At 64.9% G+C, this 15,469-nt stretch carries 13 protein-coding genes and 1 pseudogene; 3 read left to right on the forward strand and 11 right to left on the reverse strand.

Annotated features, from left to right (window positions below):
- A pseudogene (locus tag ACI1US_RS03975) lies at positions 1-196 on the reverse strand (ABC transporter permease); the annotation flags it as partial.
- A 149-nt stretch (positions 197-345) separates the two neighbouring features.
- On the opposite strand from ACI1US_RS03975, the gene ACI1US_RS03980 reads away from it, so the two are divergent.
- Positions 346-945, forward strand: a complete 600-nt coding sequence (locus ACI1US_RS03980; RefSeq protein WP_461638335.1) for an Lrp/AsnC family transcriptional regulator — start codon at positions 346-348, stop codon at positions 943-945.
- Between the two features lie 162 nt (positions 946-1,107).
- Positions 1,108-2,871, forward strand: a complete 1,764-nt coding sequence (locus tag ACI1US_RS03985; protein ID WP_461638337.1) for a phospho-sugar mutase — start codon at positions 1,108-1,110, stop codon at positions 2,869-2,871.
- Positions 2,872-3,043: 172 nt separating this feature from the next.
- Here the strand turns inward: ACI1US_RS03985 and resB are convergent, their stop codons facing one another.
- From resB to dnaK, 9 genes are read right to left on the reverse strand one after another with little or no spacing between them, the layout of a single operon-like run.
- Positions 3,044-4,711, reverse strand: coding sequence for a cytochrome c biogenesis protein ResB (gene resB, locus ACI1US_RS03990; RefSeq protein WP_416550041.1), 1,668 nt, complete (start codon positions 4,709-4,711; stop codon positions 3,044-3,046).
- Positions 4,695-5,468 (reverse strand): cytochrome c biogenesis CcdA family protein, encoded by a 774-nt coding sequence (locus ACI1US_RS03995; protein ID WP_416550040.1) that lies wholly within the window; start codon positions 5,466-5,468, stop codon positions 4,695-4,697. Before ACI1US_RS03995 ends, resB begins: the two co-directional genes overlap by 17 nt.
- Positions 5,468-6,094 (reverse strand): TlpA family protein disulfide reductase, encoded by a 627-nt coding sequence (locus tag ACI1US_RS04000; protein ID WP_416550039.1) that lies wholly within the window; start codon positions 6,092-6,094, stop codon positions 5,468-5,470. Before ACI1US_RS04000 ends, ACI1US_RS03995 begins: the two co-directional genes overlap by 1 nt.
- Positions 6,091-6,735: a histidine phosphatase family protein gene (locus tag ACI1US_RS04005; protein ID WP_416550038.1), complete on the reverse strand. Its 645-nt coding sequence runs from the start codon at positions 6,733-6,735 to the stop codon at positions 6,091-6,093. Before ACI1US_RS04005 ends, ACI1US_RS04000 begins: the two co-directional genes overlap by 4 nt.
- A 41-nt stretch (positions 6,736-6,776) precedes the next feature.
- A complete protein-coding gene (locus ACI1US_RS04010) occupies positions 6,777-7,970 on the reverse strand; it encodes a class I SAM-dependent methyltransferase (protein ID WP_461638340.1) in 1,194 nt (397 codons plus the stop codon).
- Positions 7,958-8,377 carry a heat shock protein transcriptional repressor HspR gene (locus ACI1US_RS04015; protein WP_461638342.1) on the reverse strand — a complete coding sequence of 140 codons (420 nt, stop codon included), beginning with the start codon at positions 8,375-8,377 and terminating at the stop codon, positions 7,958-7,960. Before ACI1US_RS04015 ends, ACI1US_RS04010 begins: the two co-directional genes overlap by 13 nt.
- A 29-nt stretch (positions 8,378-8,406) precedes the next feature.
- Positions 8,407-9,360 (reverse strand): DnaJ C-terminal domain-containing protein, encoded by a 954-nt coding sequence (locus tag ACI1US_RS04020; protein ID WP_416550036.1) that lies wholly within the window; start codon positions 9,358-9,360, stop codon positions 8,407-8,409.
- Entirely contained in the window at positions 9,353-9,979 is a 627-nt protein-coding gene (locus ACI1US_RS04025; RefSeq protein ID WP_416550035.1) for a nucleotide exchange factor GrpE, read from the reverse strand. Before ACI1US_RS04025 ends, ACI1US_RS04020 begins: the two co-directional genes overlap by 8 nt.
- Positions 9,980-9,981: 2 nt before the next feature.
- Complete coding sequence (dnaK, locus tag ACI1US_RS04030) at positions 9,982-11,829, reverse strand: molecular chaperone DnaK (RefSeq protein WP_416550034.1); 1,848 nt, start codon at positions 11,827-11,829, stop codon at positions 9,982-9,984.
- Between the two features lie 370 nt (positions 11,830-12,199).
- Between dnaK and ACI1US_RS04035 the strand changes: the two genes are divergently transcribed.
- The gene (locus ACI1US_RS04035; RefSeq protein ID WP_461638345.1) at positions 12,200-13,585 is read left to right on the forward strand and encodes an MFS transporter; all 1,386 of its coding nucleotides are present in this window, start codon (positions 12,200-12,202) and stop codon (positions 13,583-13,585) included.
- A 561-nt stretch (positions 13,586-14,146) separates the two neighbouring features.
- On the opposite strand, the gene ACI1US_RS04040 is transcribed toward ACI1US_RS04035, so the two are convergent.
- Complete coding sequence (locus ACI1US_RS04040; RefSeq protein WP_416550033.1) at positions 14,147-15,379, reverse strand: MFS transporter; 1,233 nt, start codon at positions 15,377-15,379, stop codon at positions 14,147-14,149.
- Positions 15,380-15,469 lie beyond the last annotated feature (90 nt).

Consider the following 15,469-nt stretch of genomic DNA (forward strand, 5'->3'; position numbering starts at 1 on the left):
TGATCGGATCGTCGAGGCGGTATTTGTCGCGGAGCGCAGCCTCGATATCCGGTGGCAGATTTCGATCCGACGTAAATGGCCCGCCGGGAATGGCGTGCATCATAAAGAACGTAATGGTGGCGATCACCAACAACGCGACGAACATAAAGAGGACGCGTTTCACCACGTATCGAGCCATTCGCACTTCCTCGGGCATGTAACGGACGGAATGACCGTATCTTATGGCCTTCACCCACTGTCGGTGCAAATCTAGCCAAACACTCGAATATTATGTTCAACTAAAGGCGTAGAGTAGCGACAATTTGTCTCGTAGATGAATTCAAAGACTCACCCGAAGGAGACGAAGTGGAACTTGACGACATTCATCGCAGAATGATCAGCATCCTCCAAACGGAAGGACGGATTTCAATCAACGCTCTCTCGGAGCGGCTTGGCATCTCTCGATCAAATGCCTATCAACGCCTTGAACGGATGATCGACTCTGGCGTCATTACCGGCTTCAGCGCCCAGGTCTCACCTCCCGCCGTCGGCCTCGGAATCGCCGCGCTCGTCTTCGTCACGATCAAACAACGCCTGTGGGATGAATTCCTCGAGGGGGTCCGGCAGATTCCAGAACTCGAGTACTTCGCAGTGACCACGGGTGAGCACGACTGCATGCTGCTCGTCCGCTCGGCTGATGTCGCAGGAGTGCACACGCTCGTTTCCTTCGAGCTCGCGAAGTGGCGCTCGGTTGAATCAACAGAGACCGTGTTCCTGATGGACGAAGGCAGGTTTTGGCCCGAAATTCCGGCATCGCAGAGCACCGGCGCGACTGAGACCCCGGCGGTCGGGGTCACCCGGTTGGTTCGCACCCGGACGCATCCCCAGGCACAGGCAACCGCGGAAGCATCAGCTCAGGCGGCGAAGCAGGCTGCGAAGCTCGCTGCGAAGCAGGCCACACGATAGGCAGTCCTGCGCGGTTCTGCGGCTCCTTCCAGCATGCCGAGACCGCTACCAGCATTCACGGGGGCCTGGTGGTAGTTTGATCTGGCTACAGCGCTACCCAAGTATCCGCACAGCGCTCACAGAACAGCACAACCCGAAAAACATTACCGAAGTGGGGGCAGGATGGCATCGAACCAGCTCGAAGCGCTACTCGAGCGCGCACGCGCATGGGCCGCGCACGACATCGACCCGGCCACGCAGGCTGAAGCGGAGCGGCTGATCACCCTGGCGGCCGCAGGCGACGAGCCCGCGGCCACCGAGCTTGCCGAATCCTTCGGGGATCGGCTGGCGTTCGGCACAGCGGGACTCCGCGGCAGGCTCGGAGCCGGCCCCTCGCGCATGAATCGCGTCGTCGTCTCCCAGACGAGCGCCGGTTTCGCCGCATTCCTCCTCGAGCGCGCCGCCCGCGGCGAGACGAGCAGTCCGCCTTCAATCGTCATCGGCTACGACGCGCGGATGAACTCCGATGTCTTTGCGCGCGATACCGCTGAGATCATGGCGGGAGCCGGCGTCCAGGTCACGCTGTTTCCGAGTTTCGGCCCGACGCCGCTCGTTGCGTTCGCCGTGCGCCACCTCGGGGTGTCCGCTGGCGTCATGATTACCGCGAGCCATAATCCGCCACGGGACAACGGTTACAAGGTCTTCCTCGGCGACGCTGACAACGGCTCGCAGATTGTCGCCCCGGTCGACGGGATCATCGCCGCACGGATCGATGCCGCAGCAGCTGGACCCGTGGCAGATCTCCCGCGAAGCGACTCCTTCACCGTTGCCGGGCCAGAGATCACCGACGCCTACGTGACACGCACGGCCGCCTCACTGCTCGCCGGATTCCCCGTCACGCATGACGGCCGCACCCTCAGCGAAGAGGTCCCGCTGAAGGTTGTCTACACCGCGATGCACGGCGTTGGCGCCGAGATCTCAGAGCGGGTGCTGCTCGCAAGCGGCCTGCCACTGCCGATCCCGGTGCCCGAACAGGTCACTCCTGACGGCAACTTCCCCACGGTTGATTTCCCGAACCCCGAGGAGCCTGGCGCGCTCGATCTCGCCTACCGCACCGCTCGCGAGGTCGGTGCCGAGCTCATCATCGCCCACGATCCAGATGCAGATCGCCTTGCCATCGCGCTGCCCGACTCCGCCGAGGAGTCTGGCTACCGCCGCCTCACCGGCAACGAGCTGGGGCTGCTCCTCGGATGGCGTGCCTCAGAACGAGCCGCGCAGGATGCCGAAGAGCGCAAGATCCCCCTCAGCGGTACGCTCGCGTGCACGATCGTCTCGTCACCCGCGCTGCGCGCCGTGGCGAAGGATTACGGGCTCGATTACGCCGAGACCCTGTCCGGGTTCAAGTGGGTCTCCCGCGTGCCAAACCTGGTGTTTGGCTTCGAGGAGGCGCTCGGCTATCTCACGCAGCCGCACGTTGTCCGCGACAAGGACGGCATCTCCGCAGGGGCCGACGCCATCGCGATGGCCCGGTGGGCGAAGGGCCGCGGCTCCGACGTCTGGGGACTGCTCGAGGAGGCCAGTGAGCGGTTCGGGCATTTCGCGAGCAGCCAGATCACGCTGCGGCTCGATTCGATGGCTGCGGCCGCGGAGCTCGCAGCGAAGATCCGCACCGCCCCGCCCACCGCGTTTGGCGTGCGTGCCGTAACCGCGGCAACCGACCTGCTCGAGCCTGGACTCGCTGAGGTTCCCGCGAACGTGCTGCGCTACGACCTGGCCGACGGCTCGCGCGTGATGATTCGCCCGAGTGGTACCGAGCCGAAGCTGAAGCTGTACCTCGACACCTTTAGCGAGAAGGGCAAGGCTTCGAAGCGGCGGGCGGCCGCTGAGCGCGCCCTCACCGATCTCGAAGCCGACGTGCGCTCCTTCCTTGAGGCGCTGCAGGCGTAGGCCGCGGGCTTCGGTGCCTCCCCCGCACCCTCTCACCCCCGATTAATTCATTCCGCCCCTTGCACATCCCGTGCAAGGGGCGGAATGAATTAATCGGGGTATGGAGGATGGCCGGGGCGGGCGGCGTCCCGCGGCAGCGGAGCAGCGGGGCAGCCCGGCGGGCTACCTCCGGTTACAGCGCGTCGCGGTGCGCCTCCCGCAGGTCTTCCACTGCCCGGTCGAGCGAGGGGTCATCGCCGCGCGCGAGACCTGCATACTGCAGCAGCACGCCATCAGCGGTCGGGATCGCCTTCACCCAGAGCCTGCGGCGCGGCACGAACAGCGACCAGATCAGCCCGCCAAGCGACAGCAGCGCGAAGATTAGGATGCCAATCTGGAACGGGTTCTGCATCACGTCAAACGACGCGTAGCGCGGCACAGCCTCGAAGCTCACCGTGCCGAGCCCATTCGGAAGGTCGGCGGACTCACCGGGGCGCAGCTCAATCGACGGCTTTTCGATGGCGCGGCCAGTGAGCTGCTCCATCTTGCCTGTTTCGAGCGAGTACACCGACTGCGGCACGCCGTCGTCGACGCCGAGGTCGCCCGCGAACGCGTCGAGCGTGAGCACAGGGTTCTCGAGATCAGGGTAGTTCGAGGTGTACGCGCCCGACTCCAGCTTGGTCTGGGTCGGGTAGAAGAAGCCGCGCAGACCCAGCTGGGTTGCCTCGCCGGAATCGTCGGTCAGCCCGTTGAGCACCTTCACGACGCCGAGCGAGGTGAGGTTCGGGTCGGCCCCCTGCGGGATGAACACGACCGATTCCTCGAAGACGATCTCATCAGCGGCGTTCCGCACCACGATCGTCGGCGCGTAGCCGTTTGCGAGGAGATAGATCGGCGAGTTATGCACCCGCAGCGGGTGGTTCACGCGGATCTCCTCCGCGCTCTCGTTGCCCTGCGGGTCGGTAAGCGTCATGCTCGCGATGAACTCGCGCACCTGACCGATGGAGTTCGGGCTCGCGTCCGCATCGTCTGGCGTGATGTAGTTCACCTCGAGGTCGTCGAGGCGGAGGCTGAAGGGCTCGAGCGTGTCCGAGCGGAAGGCGCGGCCGGCGTTCGCCGAGTCGTAGTCGATGAGCTGGTTCACGAAGCTCTCGCCCTCGTAGAGCACGCGCTGACCGTTGAAGGTAAAGGCGCTGCCAAGACCGACGCAGACGAGCACGCCGACGAGCGCGACGTGGAAGAGCAGGTTGCCGGTTTCGCGGAGGTAGCCGCGCTCGGACGACACTGAGACCTCGGAGACGCCGCGGTGTGTGGCTTCCTGGATCTCGGCGCGGTAGCGCTGGCGGCGGAGCATGCTCGCCGCCGATTCGACGGCGGCGTGCGCGAAGGCGAGGCGCTCTTCCTCGGTCGCGTCTTCGTTCGTAACGCGGATCTCGGAGAAGCCCGCCATGCGGTTCAGGCGCGCCGGGGTCTTCGGCGGGGTTCCGCGCCACGCGTTCCAGTGGTGCTTGATGCGCGGCAGCACGCAGCCAATAAGCGAGATGAACAGCAGGAGGTAGATCGCCGAGAACCAGACGGAACCATAGACGTCGAACGCCTGAATCGGGAACGCGTCGAGGATCTTGAAGAGCGTCGGGTTGTCCTTCTCATACTGGATGACGCCGTTGGGGTCGGCACCACGCTGCGGCACGAGCGACCCGGGGATCGCCGCAACAGCGAGCAGCAAGAGCAGGATGAGGGCGACGCGCATGCTCGTGAGCTGTCGCCAGAACCACCGCATCCAGCCGGTGAACCCGAGATCGGGGCTAGTGACTGCCGCTGGAGCGCCGGAGCCGTCGTCATAATCAGAGGGGCGTGACATAGCCACCAATCCATACTTGAAGTTCGCTCATGATGAGCCCCCAGAGCCCTGTGACCATCAGGAGCCCGAGAACAATAAGAATCACGCCGCCGACGATGTTCACCGTGCGGATGTGGCGCTTGAAGAAGGTCATGGTCTGCGTCATCCAGCCGAAGCCGAAGGCAGCCAGCACGAACGGAATGCCGAGACCGAGGGAGTACAGCAGCGCGAGGAGTGCCGCGCGGCCGACCGAGCCCTGCTGCATCGCGAGGAGGCTGACGGTGCCGATCGTCGGCCCGAGGCAGGGTGCCCAGCCGATCGCGAACACGATGCCGAGGAACGGGGCTCCCGCGAGCCCGACCTTCGGACTGATCTTTAGCCGGGTCGTGCGCTGGAAGCGCGAGAACGCGCCCATGAACACGAGCCCCATGATGATCACCACGACGCCCATGACCCGCAGGATCACGTCTTGCCAATCGAGGTACCACGTACTCGCGCCGACGGCTCCGGAGAGCGTCAGCAGCACGACAAACACGATGGCGAAGCCGAGCACGAAGAGGATCGAGCCGAGCACCATCCGATTGCGCTCGCGACGCCCCGCGGCCTTCGGGTTCGCCGCGTTCGGGCTGGGGGTGCCCGCGACTCCGGATACGTATGCGAGGTATCCGGGGATCAGGGGCAACACGCAGGGTGACAGGAACGAAACGAGGCCCGCAGCGACCGCGATCGCGGATGCAACGAGGAGCTGCCCGTCGGCAATGATCTCCTGGATTCCCATTAGTTTTTGCCCGCGGCGGGCTGCTCTTCGAGCGTCTCCGTGATGAGCGTGTGCAACTGCGAGGCCCCTGCGAGCTGGCCGACGACCGTGTGCGCGATGCGCCCCTCGGTGTCGAGAATGAGCGTCGTCGGTACCGCGTTCAGCGGAATCTGGCCGGCGAATGCGCGCTGAACAGAGCGCCCGCCCGGGTTGTCGAGGATAGATTCGTATTCGATACCGAACTCAACGCCGAACTGCTTCGCTTGCGCTGCCTGGTCGCGGGTATTGACTCCCACGAACTTCACGCCCTGCGGCTCGAACTCGTTGTATGCCTCGACGAGGTCGGGGGCCTCGGCGCGGCACGGCGCACAGCCCGCGTACCAGAAGTTCACGACGGTGATGCTTCCGAGGGTGTCGTCGGAACCAAGCTGGTTGCCGAACTCAGTCTCGCCGCCGAACTCGACGGCTGCGCCGCGGTCGTCAGCGGGGAACGAGGCGGAGGATCCATCGCCCGCAACGTAGCCCTTGTCGCCACCGTCCTGCCACTGCGAGGACAGGCTATCGGCTTCGCTCGTGCTGCAGCCGGAAAGGCCAAGCGCGAGGGCAGCGCCCAACGCGGTTACCGCGGCGAATCGTCGCGCGTTCATACAGCTCCTACATCGGTTGCGTCGCCGAGGAGCGACTCTGCCGGGTTGCGGTAGTCCACCTCGAACCAGCGGTTTCCGCGGCGTTCGAAGGTGGTGATGCTCGACAGGTCGCAGCGACGAGTCGCGGGGTTGTGGAAGAGTGCTTTGCCTGCGACGTCGAGGTGGGCCATCCAGATCGGATTCTGGTGCGCGACCATCACGATGTCGCCGCCCTGCGTCTTGTCCCAGGCGTCGTTCATTGCAGCGCGCATGCGAGCCGCAATCTGCCGATACGGCTCACCCCAGCTCGGGCGGAACGGGTTCATGAACTTGTACCAGTAGCGGGGGTTCTTGAACGCGGCGTCTGGGCCGGAGTTCTTCTTGCCCTCGAAAAAGTTGGTGGGCTCGATGATGCGATCCTCGGTTTGGATCTCGAGTGCGAACGCGCTCGCAATCGGCTTCGCGGACTGCTGGGCACGCTCGAGCGGTGATGCGTACAGGGCCGCAACCTTCCGGTCGCTGCCAGCCAGTTCAAGAGCCGCGGCCTCAGCCATCGCGTGGCCGCGCTCAGACAGACGGAACCCGGGGATTCTGCCGTACAAGACGAGATCGGGGTTATGGACCTCCCCGTGGCGCACCAAGTGCAAGAGTTTATCGCTCACACCCTTATTCTAAGCTTCGCCCGCCTGAGAGTTCGGTGCCTTTAGTGTGAGCGCTTCGTGACGGCGAGCACCGTGAATGTCGCGTCGCGTGCAAGCTGGCGCACTTGCCCAATGGCCTGGGTAAGGAGGGGCCGGTAGGCGAGGTGCGAATTGAACACGATCCTGAGCTCACCGCCCGGTGGCAGCACGCGGGCGACGTCCCGAATGAGCCTGTGAGCAACCCCTGCATGCACAGTTGAGCCGGTATGAAAAGGCGGGTTGAGAAGCACGAGATCCGCCCACGCGTCGGGCACCGCTTCCGCACCGTCTGCGCGGTGGATCGCGATGCGCTCGGCGACCCCCGCCGCTTCCGCGGTGAGCCGTGTCGACCGTACCGCGGCATCTGACTGGTCGCTGGCGATCACACTTGCCCGCGGGAGCGCGAGCGCGGCAGACACGGCGAGCACTCCGTTCCCGCAGCCCAAATCGAAGACCCGCTCGGGGCGCACCTGCTCCTGCCATGCGCCCATTCGCGGCTCGCCAGCTGCGTCCGCGGCGAGGGTCTGCAACAGGAGCCGACTGCCGTGGTCGAGCTTGACGCCGCCGAAGGTCGCGCCAAACGCCGCGAGCCCGAAACTGAGCTCGCGATCCGATCCCCACTTGGGGAACGGCGGTTCGGCCCCCGCGGGCAGCGGCAGCGGCTTCGCGGCCTGCACCACACGAGACTTGCGCCAGCCGAGGCCCGCGCTGATCTCACCGAAGTAGCGAGCAAACACGTCGTTCTGGGCACGCGTCATGTGTTTCACACGGCCGCCGGCGAAGACGCGCACGTCGGGGTGCGCATATCGCGCGATCTTCCACGCGATCTCGTCGAGCGCGTCGAGCCCGCGCGGCAGCTGCACGAGCACGGTCTCTGCGCCCTCAAGCAGTTCCGGGCCGAGCTGCGCGGCTACATACCGATCCGCGAGGTCGAGCCTGGCCGCGTTCTGAGCGAGCGCGCGCTCTGCGAGCAGAGGATCCTGGTATGAGCGCACCCCTGCAGCCCCTAGCGGGCCCGCAGCCCCCAGGGTGAGCGCACCGTGCCGGTCGCCAATGACGGCGATCGAGCCCGGTCGCGCCTCGCGGATCCGCTCAGCCGCAGTCGTGAGGATCAACAGGTCTGCGGTGTCAAACGCTTGGAGCTCGGGCGCATCGAAGTCGGGATCACGGCTGAGCGCGGAACAGAACTCCTCGAGCCTCGCGGCTACGGTTTCCACACCACGACCTCAGCGTTGCGGCGCACGCGCGTGCCGCGGCGAAGCGTCACGACCTCGCCCCCGGCACCGGCGGCAAACACGCGCCGCTCGGGGCGCTTCAGCATCTCGTCTGACAGGGCACGCTCAAGCTCGTGCACCTGCTCTTCGAGCTCGCGTACCCGATCCTCAAGCGTCAGCACCCGGCGGATCCCCTCGAGGCTCAAGCCCTCGGCCGAGAGCCTCGCAACCTCACGCAACCGATGCACGTCGTAGAGCGAGTACCGCCTGGTATTTCCGCTCGTACGCTGCGGCACTACGAGCCCAATTCGGTCGTACTGCCGCAGCGTCTGCGGATGCATCTCGGCGAGTTCAGACGCGGCAGCGATCGCAAATACAGGGGTAAACCTGTCCATCTGCACTGGTGCCATCGTCCTTCCCTCTCCGTGTGTTGTTGGTATTACGCTCGCGCCCTGGCGAACAGGTCGTCCCGCGGGTTCTCCTGCGGTTCAACTGCCTGGAACGCCTCGAGCGCCTCGCGCGCTTCCTCGCTCAGGTGGCTGGGAACGGCGACCTGTACCTCAGCGAGCAGGTCTCCCGTGCCCTTCGAGGTCTTCACGCCGCGACCCTTGACCCGCAGCACGCGACCGCTCGGAGTCCCGGGCTGCACCCGCAGGCGAACGGTCTCGCCTCCGAGCGTCGGTACTTCAACGGTAGCGCCGAGGGTTGCTTCTGTGAAGGTCACCGGCAGCTTGAGCTTGATGTTCAGCCCGTCTCGCTCGAACACCGGGTGCTTGCGCACCGTCACCGTGAGCATGAGGTCACCGGCGGGCGTGCCGCCCTGGCCCGGCTCTCCCTTGCCACGAAGACGGATCTTCTGGCCGTCGGACACCCCAGCGGGAATCTTCACCTTGACGTTGCCGTTCGAGGTCTGCAGTGTGACGGTATCGCCGCTCACCGCAGTCTCGAAGTCGATCGTCGTGGTGGCGTTCACATCGCGACCCTTTTGTGGGCCACGGGCGCCGCCTCCAAACATGTTGAAGATGTCGTCGTAGCCGCCACCCTGCTGGAACCCGTACTGCGTGTTCCTGCCGCCGTGGCCGCCGCCGAACATTCCGCCGAAGACGTCTTCGAAGCCCTGGCCGCCCTGACCACCGGAGGTGAAACGGGCACCGCCGGCACCCATCGCACGTATCTGGTCGTACTCCGCGCGCTGTTCTTTGTCAGAGAGCACCGAGTATGCCTCGCTGATCTCCTTGAACTTCGCCTCGGCCGCAGCATCGCCCGGGTTTGAATCCGGGTGATACTTGCGGGCGAGCTTGCGATAGACCTTCTTCAGCTCGCCCTCGTCGGCATCCTTGGAGATGCCGAGAGTGCGGTAGAAGTCTTTGTCTAACCAGTCCTGACTAGCCATCTGCTCCCACCGCCACCGCTACCTTGGCGGGGCGCAGTTCAACATCTCCGATGCGATAGCCCCGCTCGACTACGTCAAGCACAGTGTGCTGCTCGGTGCCGGGAACCGGCACCTGAGCAATCGCTTCATGCACCTGCGGGTCAAACAGTTCGCCCTTTTCGCCGAAGCTCTCGACGCCGAGCCGTTCAAGGCTCGCGCGGAGCTTCTGCGCGATCGTGGTGAACGCGCTGCCCTCCTCGAGATCACCGTGCTGTTCGGCACGGTCGAGGTCGTCGAGCACGGGCAGCAGCTGCATGACGACCGAGGCCTTCGCGCGCTGCTTATCGAGTTCGACGTTTGCTTCGGTGCGCTTGCGATAGTTCGCGTACTCCGCGGTGAGCCGGCGGAGATCCTCCAGGTACGGATTCTCTTCGTCAGCGGCACCTTCGGTGCCAGCCTCGGCGTCCGCTCCCGCGGCCGCCTCGGTCTGCTCGGCACCCAAGATGTCGTCTACCGTGAGATCAGCGCCCTCGGGCCCGGGGGCGGAGGAGTGACCCTCCGCCCCGCTGGCCTGCGAGGATTCGCCCGCCGGAACATCGCCCGCCGGCTGGTCGTCGCCCAGATGTTCCTCGTTCGCCATGGTTACTTCTGCTCCTCGTCGTCTTCAACAACCTCTGCGTCAACCACGTCGTCGTCGTTCGACTCCGTGCCCTCTGCTGCAGCCTCGGGGGCCTCCTGCGCCTGAGCGTAGATGGCTTCGCCAAGCTTCTGCTGGCTTTCGCCGAGCTTGTCAGCAGCGGTCTTCACCGCGTCGTCGTCATCGCCCGCGAGCGCGGCCTTGAGCGCGTCGAGATCGCCCTGGACCTCGGTCTTCACGTCTTCGGGGAGCTTGTCCTCGTTGTCAGTGATGAGCTTCTCGACCGAGTATGCGAGCTGCTCGGCGTTGTTACGCTGCTCAGCTGCCTCGCGGCGCTTCTTGTCGTCTGCTGCGTGCTCTTCAGCCTCGCGCACCATGCGCTCGATGTCGTCCTTCGAGAGCGTCGAACCACCGGAGATGGTGATGGTCTGCTCGGTGCCGGTGCCCTTGTCCTTGGCCGAAACCTGGACAATGCCGTTGGCATCGATGTCGAAGGTGACCTCGACCTGCGGCACGCCACGCGGGGCCGGTGCGATACCGGTGAGCTCGAACGTTCCAAGGTTCTTGTTGTCACGGGTGAACTCGCGCTCGCCCTGGAAGACCTGGATCGCAACCGACGGCTGGTTGTCCTCTGCCGTCGTGAAGGTCTCCGAACGCTTCGTCGGGATCGCGGTGTTGCGCTCGATGAGCTTGGTCATGATGCCGCCCTTGGTCTCGATACCGAGCGACAGGGGGGTCACGTCGATGAGCAGAACGTCCTTGCGCTCGCCCTTCAGCACGCCTGCCTGGAGAGCTGCGCCGACTGCGACGACCTCATCCGGGTTGACGCCCTTGTTCGGCTCGCGGCCGCCGGTGAGCTGCTTGACGAGCTCGGTGACTGCGGGCATACGGGTCGATCCACCAACGAGCACGACGTGGGCGATGTCGCCAACCTTCACGCCGGCTTCCTTGATGACATCCTCGAACGGCTTGCGGGTGCGCTCGAGCAGATCCTTCGTGAGCTCCTCGAACTTCGCGCGGGTGAGCGTCTCGTCGAGGTTTGCCGGGCCGTTCTCGGTGAGCGAGAGGTACGGGAGCTGGATCTGGGTGCTCGTCGAGTTCGAGAGCTCCTTCTTTGCCTGCTCAGCTGCCTCCTTGAGGCGCTGGAGTGCGATCTTGTCCTTCGAGACGTCGACGCCGGTCGAGTTCTTGAACTGCTCGCTGAGCCACTTCACGACGCGCTCGTCCCAGTCGTCGCCGCCGAGGCGGTTGTCGCCCGAGGTCGAACGCACCTGGATGGTCGAGAAGTCGTCGTCCTTGCCCACCTCGAGGAGGGAGACGTCGAACGTACCGCCGCCGAGGTCGAATACGAGGATGAGCTCGTCTTCCTTGCCGCGGTCGAGGCCGTACGCGAGAGCTGCAGCGGTGGGCTCGTTGATGATGCGGAGCACGTTGAGGCCCGCGATCTCACCGGCCTCCTTCGTTGCCTGACGCTCTGCGTCGTTAAAGTATGCGGGGACGGTGATGACTGCGTCGGTGACCTTATCGCCGAGGTAGGTCTCTGCGTCGCGCTTGAGCTTCATGAGCGTGCGCGCGCTGATCTCCTGCGCGGTGTAGTTCTTGCCGTCGATCTCGTCGCTCTTCCAGTCAGTGCCCATGTGGCGCTTAACGGATGCGAGCGTGCGGTCAACGTTGGTGACTGCCTGGCGCTTTGCGGTCTCGCCGACGAGCACCTCGCCGTCCTTGGTGAACGCGACGATCGAGGGGGTAGTGCGGAAGCCTTCGGCGTTCGCGATGACGGTGGGCTCGCCACCCTCGAGAACGGCGACGACCGAGTTGGTGGTGCCGAGGTCAATACCTACTGCACGTGACATATGTTCTCCTTGCGTTGTACGGGACCGGCTTGGTGCGCCGGTAGTTCGCGCGGCTCACTTTGCGCTTTCGGCAAGTTGAGCCTTCTGCGCTCAAGTTTACCGGAGCTGTTTCGGGAGTCAAGTCGAATCCAGCAAACTTGAGTCAAGTTCACTCAACTCTCAGGATTCCCGATCCCGATCCCCGATCCTCACTGCCCGATCCTCACTGCCCCGATTTTTCCTCGGTGACCCTTTCTCGGCCCCAACAAGGGTCGGAATAGATCACACGGGTCGGAAGGCAGGCGGCGGCCCCGCACAGCGCCAGCGCGTTCACCCGCCAGCAACCGAACACCCCCCTATTGTTTTTCCGCAATACCTGTAGCCTGAAGCTGTGAGCGAGACAACGAACGTACCCGTATCGAAGCGCACCGTAAACTCCTGGGCGCTCTGGGATTGGGCGACGCAACCCTTCAACTCCGTCATCCTCACATTCGTGTGGGTGTCGCTGTACCTTGTCTCCGATTCGTTCCTCGCACCCGAGATTGCGGCGCAGAACGCCGACGGCAACCTCGTCTGTTCGCAGACCGCAGACTCAGGCACCGCCTACTGCACAGGCCTCGCCGAGCTGTCCGCAAACTACGGCTGGGTGACGTTCGCGGCAGGCCTCTTCATCCTGTTACTCGCCCCGGTACTCGGTCAGCAGGCGGACGCACGCGGCGCGAAGAAGCGCTGGGTTGTGCTCGGTACCGCACTGCTCGCCCTGATTCAGTTCGCGATGTTCTTCGTCTACTCCGACCCGCAGTTCTTCTGGTTCGGTGCCGCCGCGGTCGCCCTCGGCTCAGTCGCGAGCGAGATCGCAGGCGTGAGCTACAACGCGATGCTCTTCGACGTCTCAACGAAGAAGACTGTGGGGCGCGTGAGCGGTCTCGGCTGGGGTCTTGGGTACATCGGCGGGATCGTCGCACTCGTCATTGTGGTTGTGCTCACCGAGCTCAACTGGTTCGGCATGGATGTCTCCGACGGGCTCGCCTACCGCCTGATCGCCGTCGGCGCCGCAGTCTGGACGATCGTCTTCTCGATCCCCTTCGTCCTCTGGGTGCCGGAGCCGCCGGCCCGCACCGAGCGACCCCGCGTCGGCTTCTTCCGCAGCTACGCGGTGCTCGTGCGCGACCTCGGTTCGCTCTTCCGCAACCACCGTCAAACCTTCTGGTTCTTGATCTCAAGCGCGGTGTACCGTGACGGCCTCGCGGGGATCTTCGCCTTCGGCGGCATCCTCGCTGCCGTGTCGTTCGGCTTCTCAGCGACCGAGGTCATGATCTTCGGTGTCGCGCTCAACCTCGTCGCGGGCGTTTCGACGATCATCGCCGGCCGTCTCGACGATAAGTTCGGCCCTCGCGCAATCATCGTCTTCTCGTTGATCACGCTCGTCGTCAGCGGCCTGTTCATCTTCTTCTTCCGCGAGCAGGGCAAGGCGATCTTCTGGATCGGCGGCCTTGTTCTTTCCGCGGCCGTCGGCCCCGCGCAAGCGTCGAGTCGTTCGCTGCTCACTCACATGACTCCGGCGAGCATGCAGGGCGAAGTTTTCGGACTGTATGCAACGACGGGCCGCGTCATGAGCTTCATGTCGCCGTGGCTGTGGGCCGCATTCATCGGTTGGTTTGGCGCGACGCACTACGGCATCCTCGGGCTCATCATTGTGGTCGCTGTCGGCCTGCTGCTCACGCTCGTGTTTGTGCGCAAGCCCGACACCTCCGAGCCTGAGCTCGCGTCGGTGTAGCGGCTCTGCCCAGTTGACGGCGTAGACCTCAGCGATGATGAGCGCTCAAAAGCCATGACCTCAGCGAGGTCATGGCTTTTTTGCTGCAGATCGCTCATGATTTCGCTGAGGACATGTCTTGTGAGCGCGATTTAGGGTGGGCGTGCTTCGCAGGGAACCTTTGGCTCGCAGGGAACCGCTCAGAGCAATCGGGCGTCGTCAGCTACGCACCGGACGCGGGAGCCCCCGCAGCACTCAGGCCTGAGCGACACCGCTTCAACACGGAAGCGGAACCCTCGTGCCGACGTTCGTACTTGCGGCCGCCGCGGGCGCTTCGCGCCCTTGCCATGTAGAGCAGGCGCGCCCGGTCCGTGTGGCTTGCGCAGCTCCCAAGACGCTGTTGTCAGGACTTGTTGTTGCCTTCCAGTGGTTCCGGCAGTGCCGCGCTGCCCCACAGTCCTCCTCGACCCGATTCATCTACTCCGAGCCTTGTTTGGGCCGTACAAGAGTCGGGGTGAATTAATCGGGGGCCTGAGGCCTGGCTCCGAGGTTTGGGGACCGGCCCCGAGGCGAAGGGGCCGGTTAGGCGATCGGGATGCCCGCGGTGTCGAGGCTCTTGCCACCGCCGCGGCGCTGCACCGCGAGGCTCACCAGAAGCAGCACAAGCCCCGCCGCGGCGAGCGCCGCTCCGAGCCAGCCAGGCGCAAGGTAGCCGAAGCCGCCAGCGATCACGAGGCCACCAAGCCATGCGCCGAGACTGTTCGCGACATTGCCCGCGGCGTGATTCAAGGCGGCTCCCAGCAGGCGCGCCTCACTCGACATGCGGATGAGTCGCGCCTGCAGGGTCGGCAGCAGCACCGACGAGGCAAAGCTCACGAGGAACGCGAAGATGAAGAGTCCGAGCGGATGCGCAGCGAACAGGGAATAGAGCACGAACGACGCAATGAACAGTACGAATCCCCAGACCGCGGTGCCGATCGGGCTGCGGTCCGTGAGGATCCCGCCGAGGATGTTTCCGAGCACCATGCCGATGCCCATCGTCGCAATCACCCAGGGCACCATCCCGGCCCCGAGCCCGGCTTCGCGGGTCGTCACCTCGGCAATATAGGAGTAGACGGCGAAGAAGCCACCGAAGCCGATTGAGAGCGTCGCGACCATGATCCACACGCGCGCACTGCCGAGGGCGCTGAGCTCGCGCAGCGGGCTTCGCTCGGGGCTGCCGGGGAACCGCGGCACATAGAGCGCGACAAGAAGCAGCGTCGCGATGAAGAGCACCGCTACAAGTCCGTAGACCCAGCGCCAGCCGAGCTGCTGGCCGAGCACGGTCGACAGCGGCACCCCGATGACATTCGCGACGGTGAGGCCGCTCATCGCGAGCGCGATCCCCTTCCCCATATTGCCCGGCCCCATCAGGCGCGCAGCAAGCAGGGAGGCAACGCCGAAGTAGGCTCCGTGCGGGAGGCCTGAGATGAAGCGGAATACGGCTACAGTCCCGAAGCCTGGCACGAGCGCCGAGCCGACGGTTCCGGCGACGAGCAGCACGATCAGCCAGAGCGCAAGCTTGGTCTGCGACATCCGCGCCCCGAGCACCGCGAACACGGGAGCACCAACGACGACGCCGAGCGCGTACAGCGTGATGAGGGTGCCCGCCTGCGCAATCACGCGCTGCGGATCGGCCTCGTAGCCGGGGAGCAGGTCGGCAGCGATCTCAGGCAGCACGCCCATCGTCGCAAACTCGGTCGTGCCGATCGCAAATCCGCCGAGGGCGAGCGCAAACAGCGCAAGGTTGCGCCGAAACGTGGTGAGTGGGGGCACTGAGGTGGCCGCCTTCCGTGGCATTCATACGGCCCAGATCGGGCCAGCGCGCGATGGCGCCGCACTAGTATCCCATTGCGGGGTAGCCTA

The sequence above is a fragment of the Leucobacter sp. BZR 635 genome, from assembly GCF_048061935.2.
Taxonomy (GTDB): Bacteria; Actinomycetota; Actinomycetes; order Actinomycetales; family Microbacteriaceae; genus Leucobacter.

Excerpts from the sequence above, each read along its gene's own strand:
- ACI1US_RS03985 (WP_461638337.1), top strand. The coding sequence starts at position 1,108 with ATGGCATCGAACCAGCTCGAAGCGCTACTCGAGCGCGCACGCGCATGG.
- ACI1US_RS04025 (WP_416550035.1), bottom strand. The coding sequence starts at position 9,979 with ATGGCGAACGAGGAACATCTGGGCGACGACCAGCCGGCGGGCGATGTT.
- ACI1US_RS04020 (WP_416550036.1), bottom strand. The coding sequence starts at position 9,360 with ATGGCTAGTCAGGACTGGTTAGACAAAGACTTCTACCGCACTCTCGGC.
- dnaK (WP_416550034.1), bottom strand. The coding sequence starts at position 11,829 with ATGTCACGTGCAGTAGGTATTGACCTCGGCACCACCAACTCGGTCGTC.
- ACI1US_RS04000 (WP_416550039.1), bottom strand. The coding sequence starts at position 6,094 with ATGAACGCGCGACGATTCGCCGCGGTAACCGCGTTGGGCGCTGCCCTC.
- resB (WP_416550041.1), bottom strand. The coding sequence starts at position 4,711 with ATGTCACGCCCCTCTGATTATGACGACGGCTCCGGCGCTCCAGCGGCA.
- ACI1US_RS04015 (WP_461638342.1), bottom strand. The coding sequence starts at position 8,377 with ATGGCACCAGTGCAGATGGACAGGTTTACCCCTGTATTTGCGATCGCT.
- ACI1US_RS03995 (WP_416550040.1), bottom strand. The coding sequence starts at position 5,468 with ATGGGAATCCAGGAGATCATTGCCGACGGGCAGCTCCTCGTTGCATCC.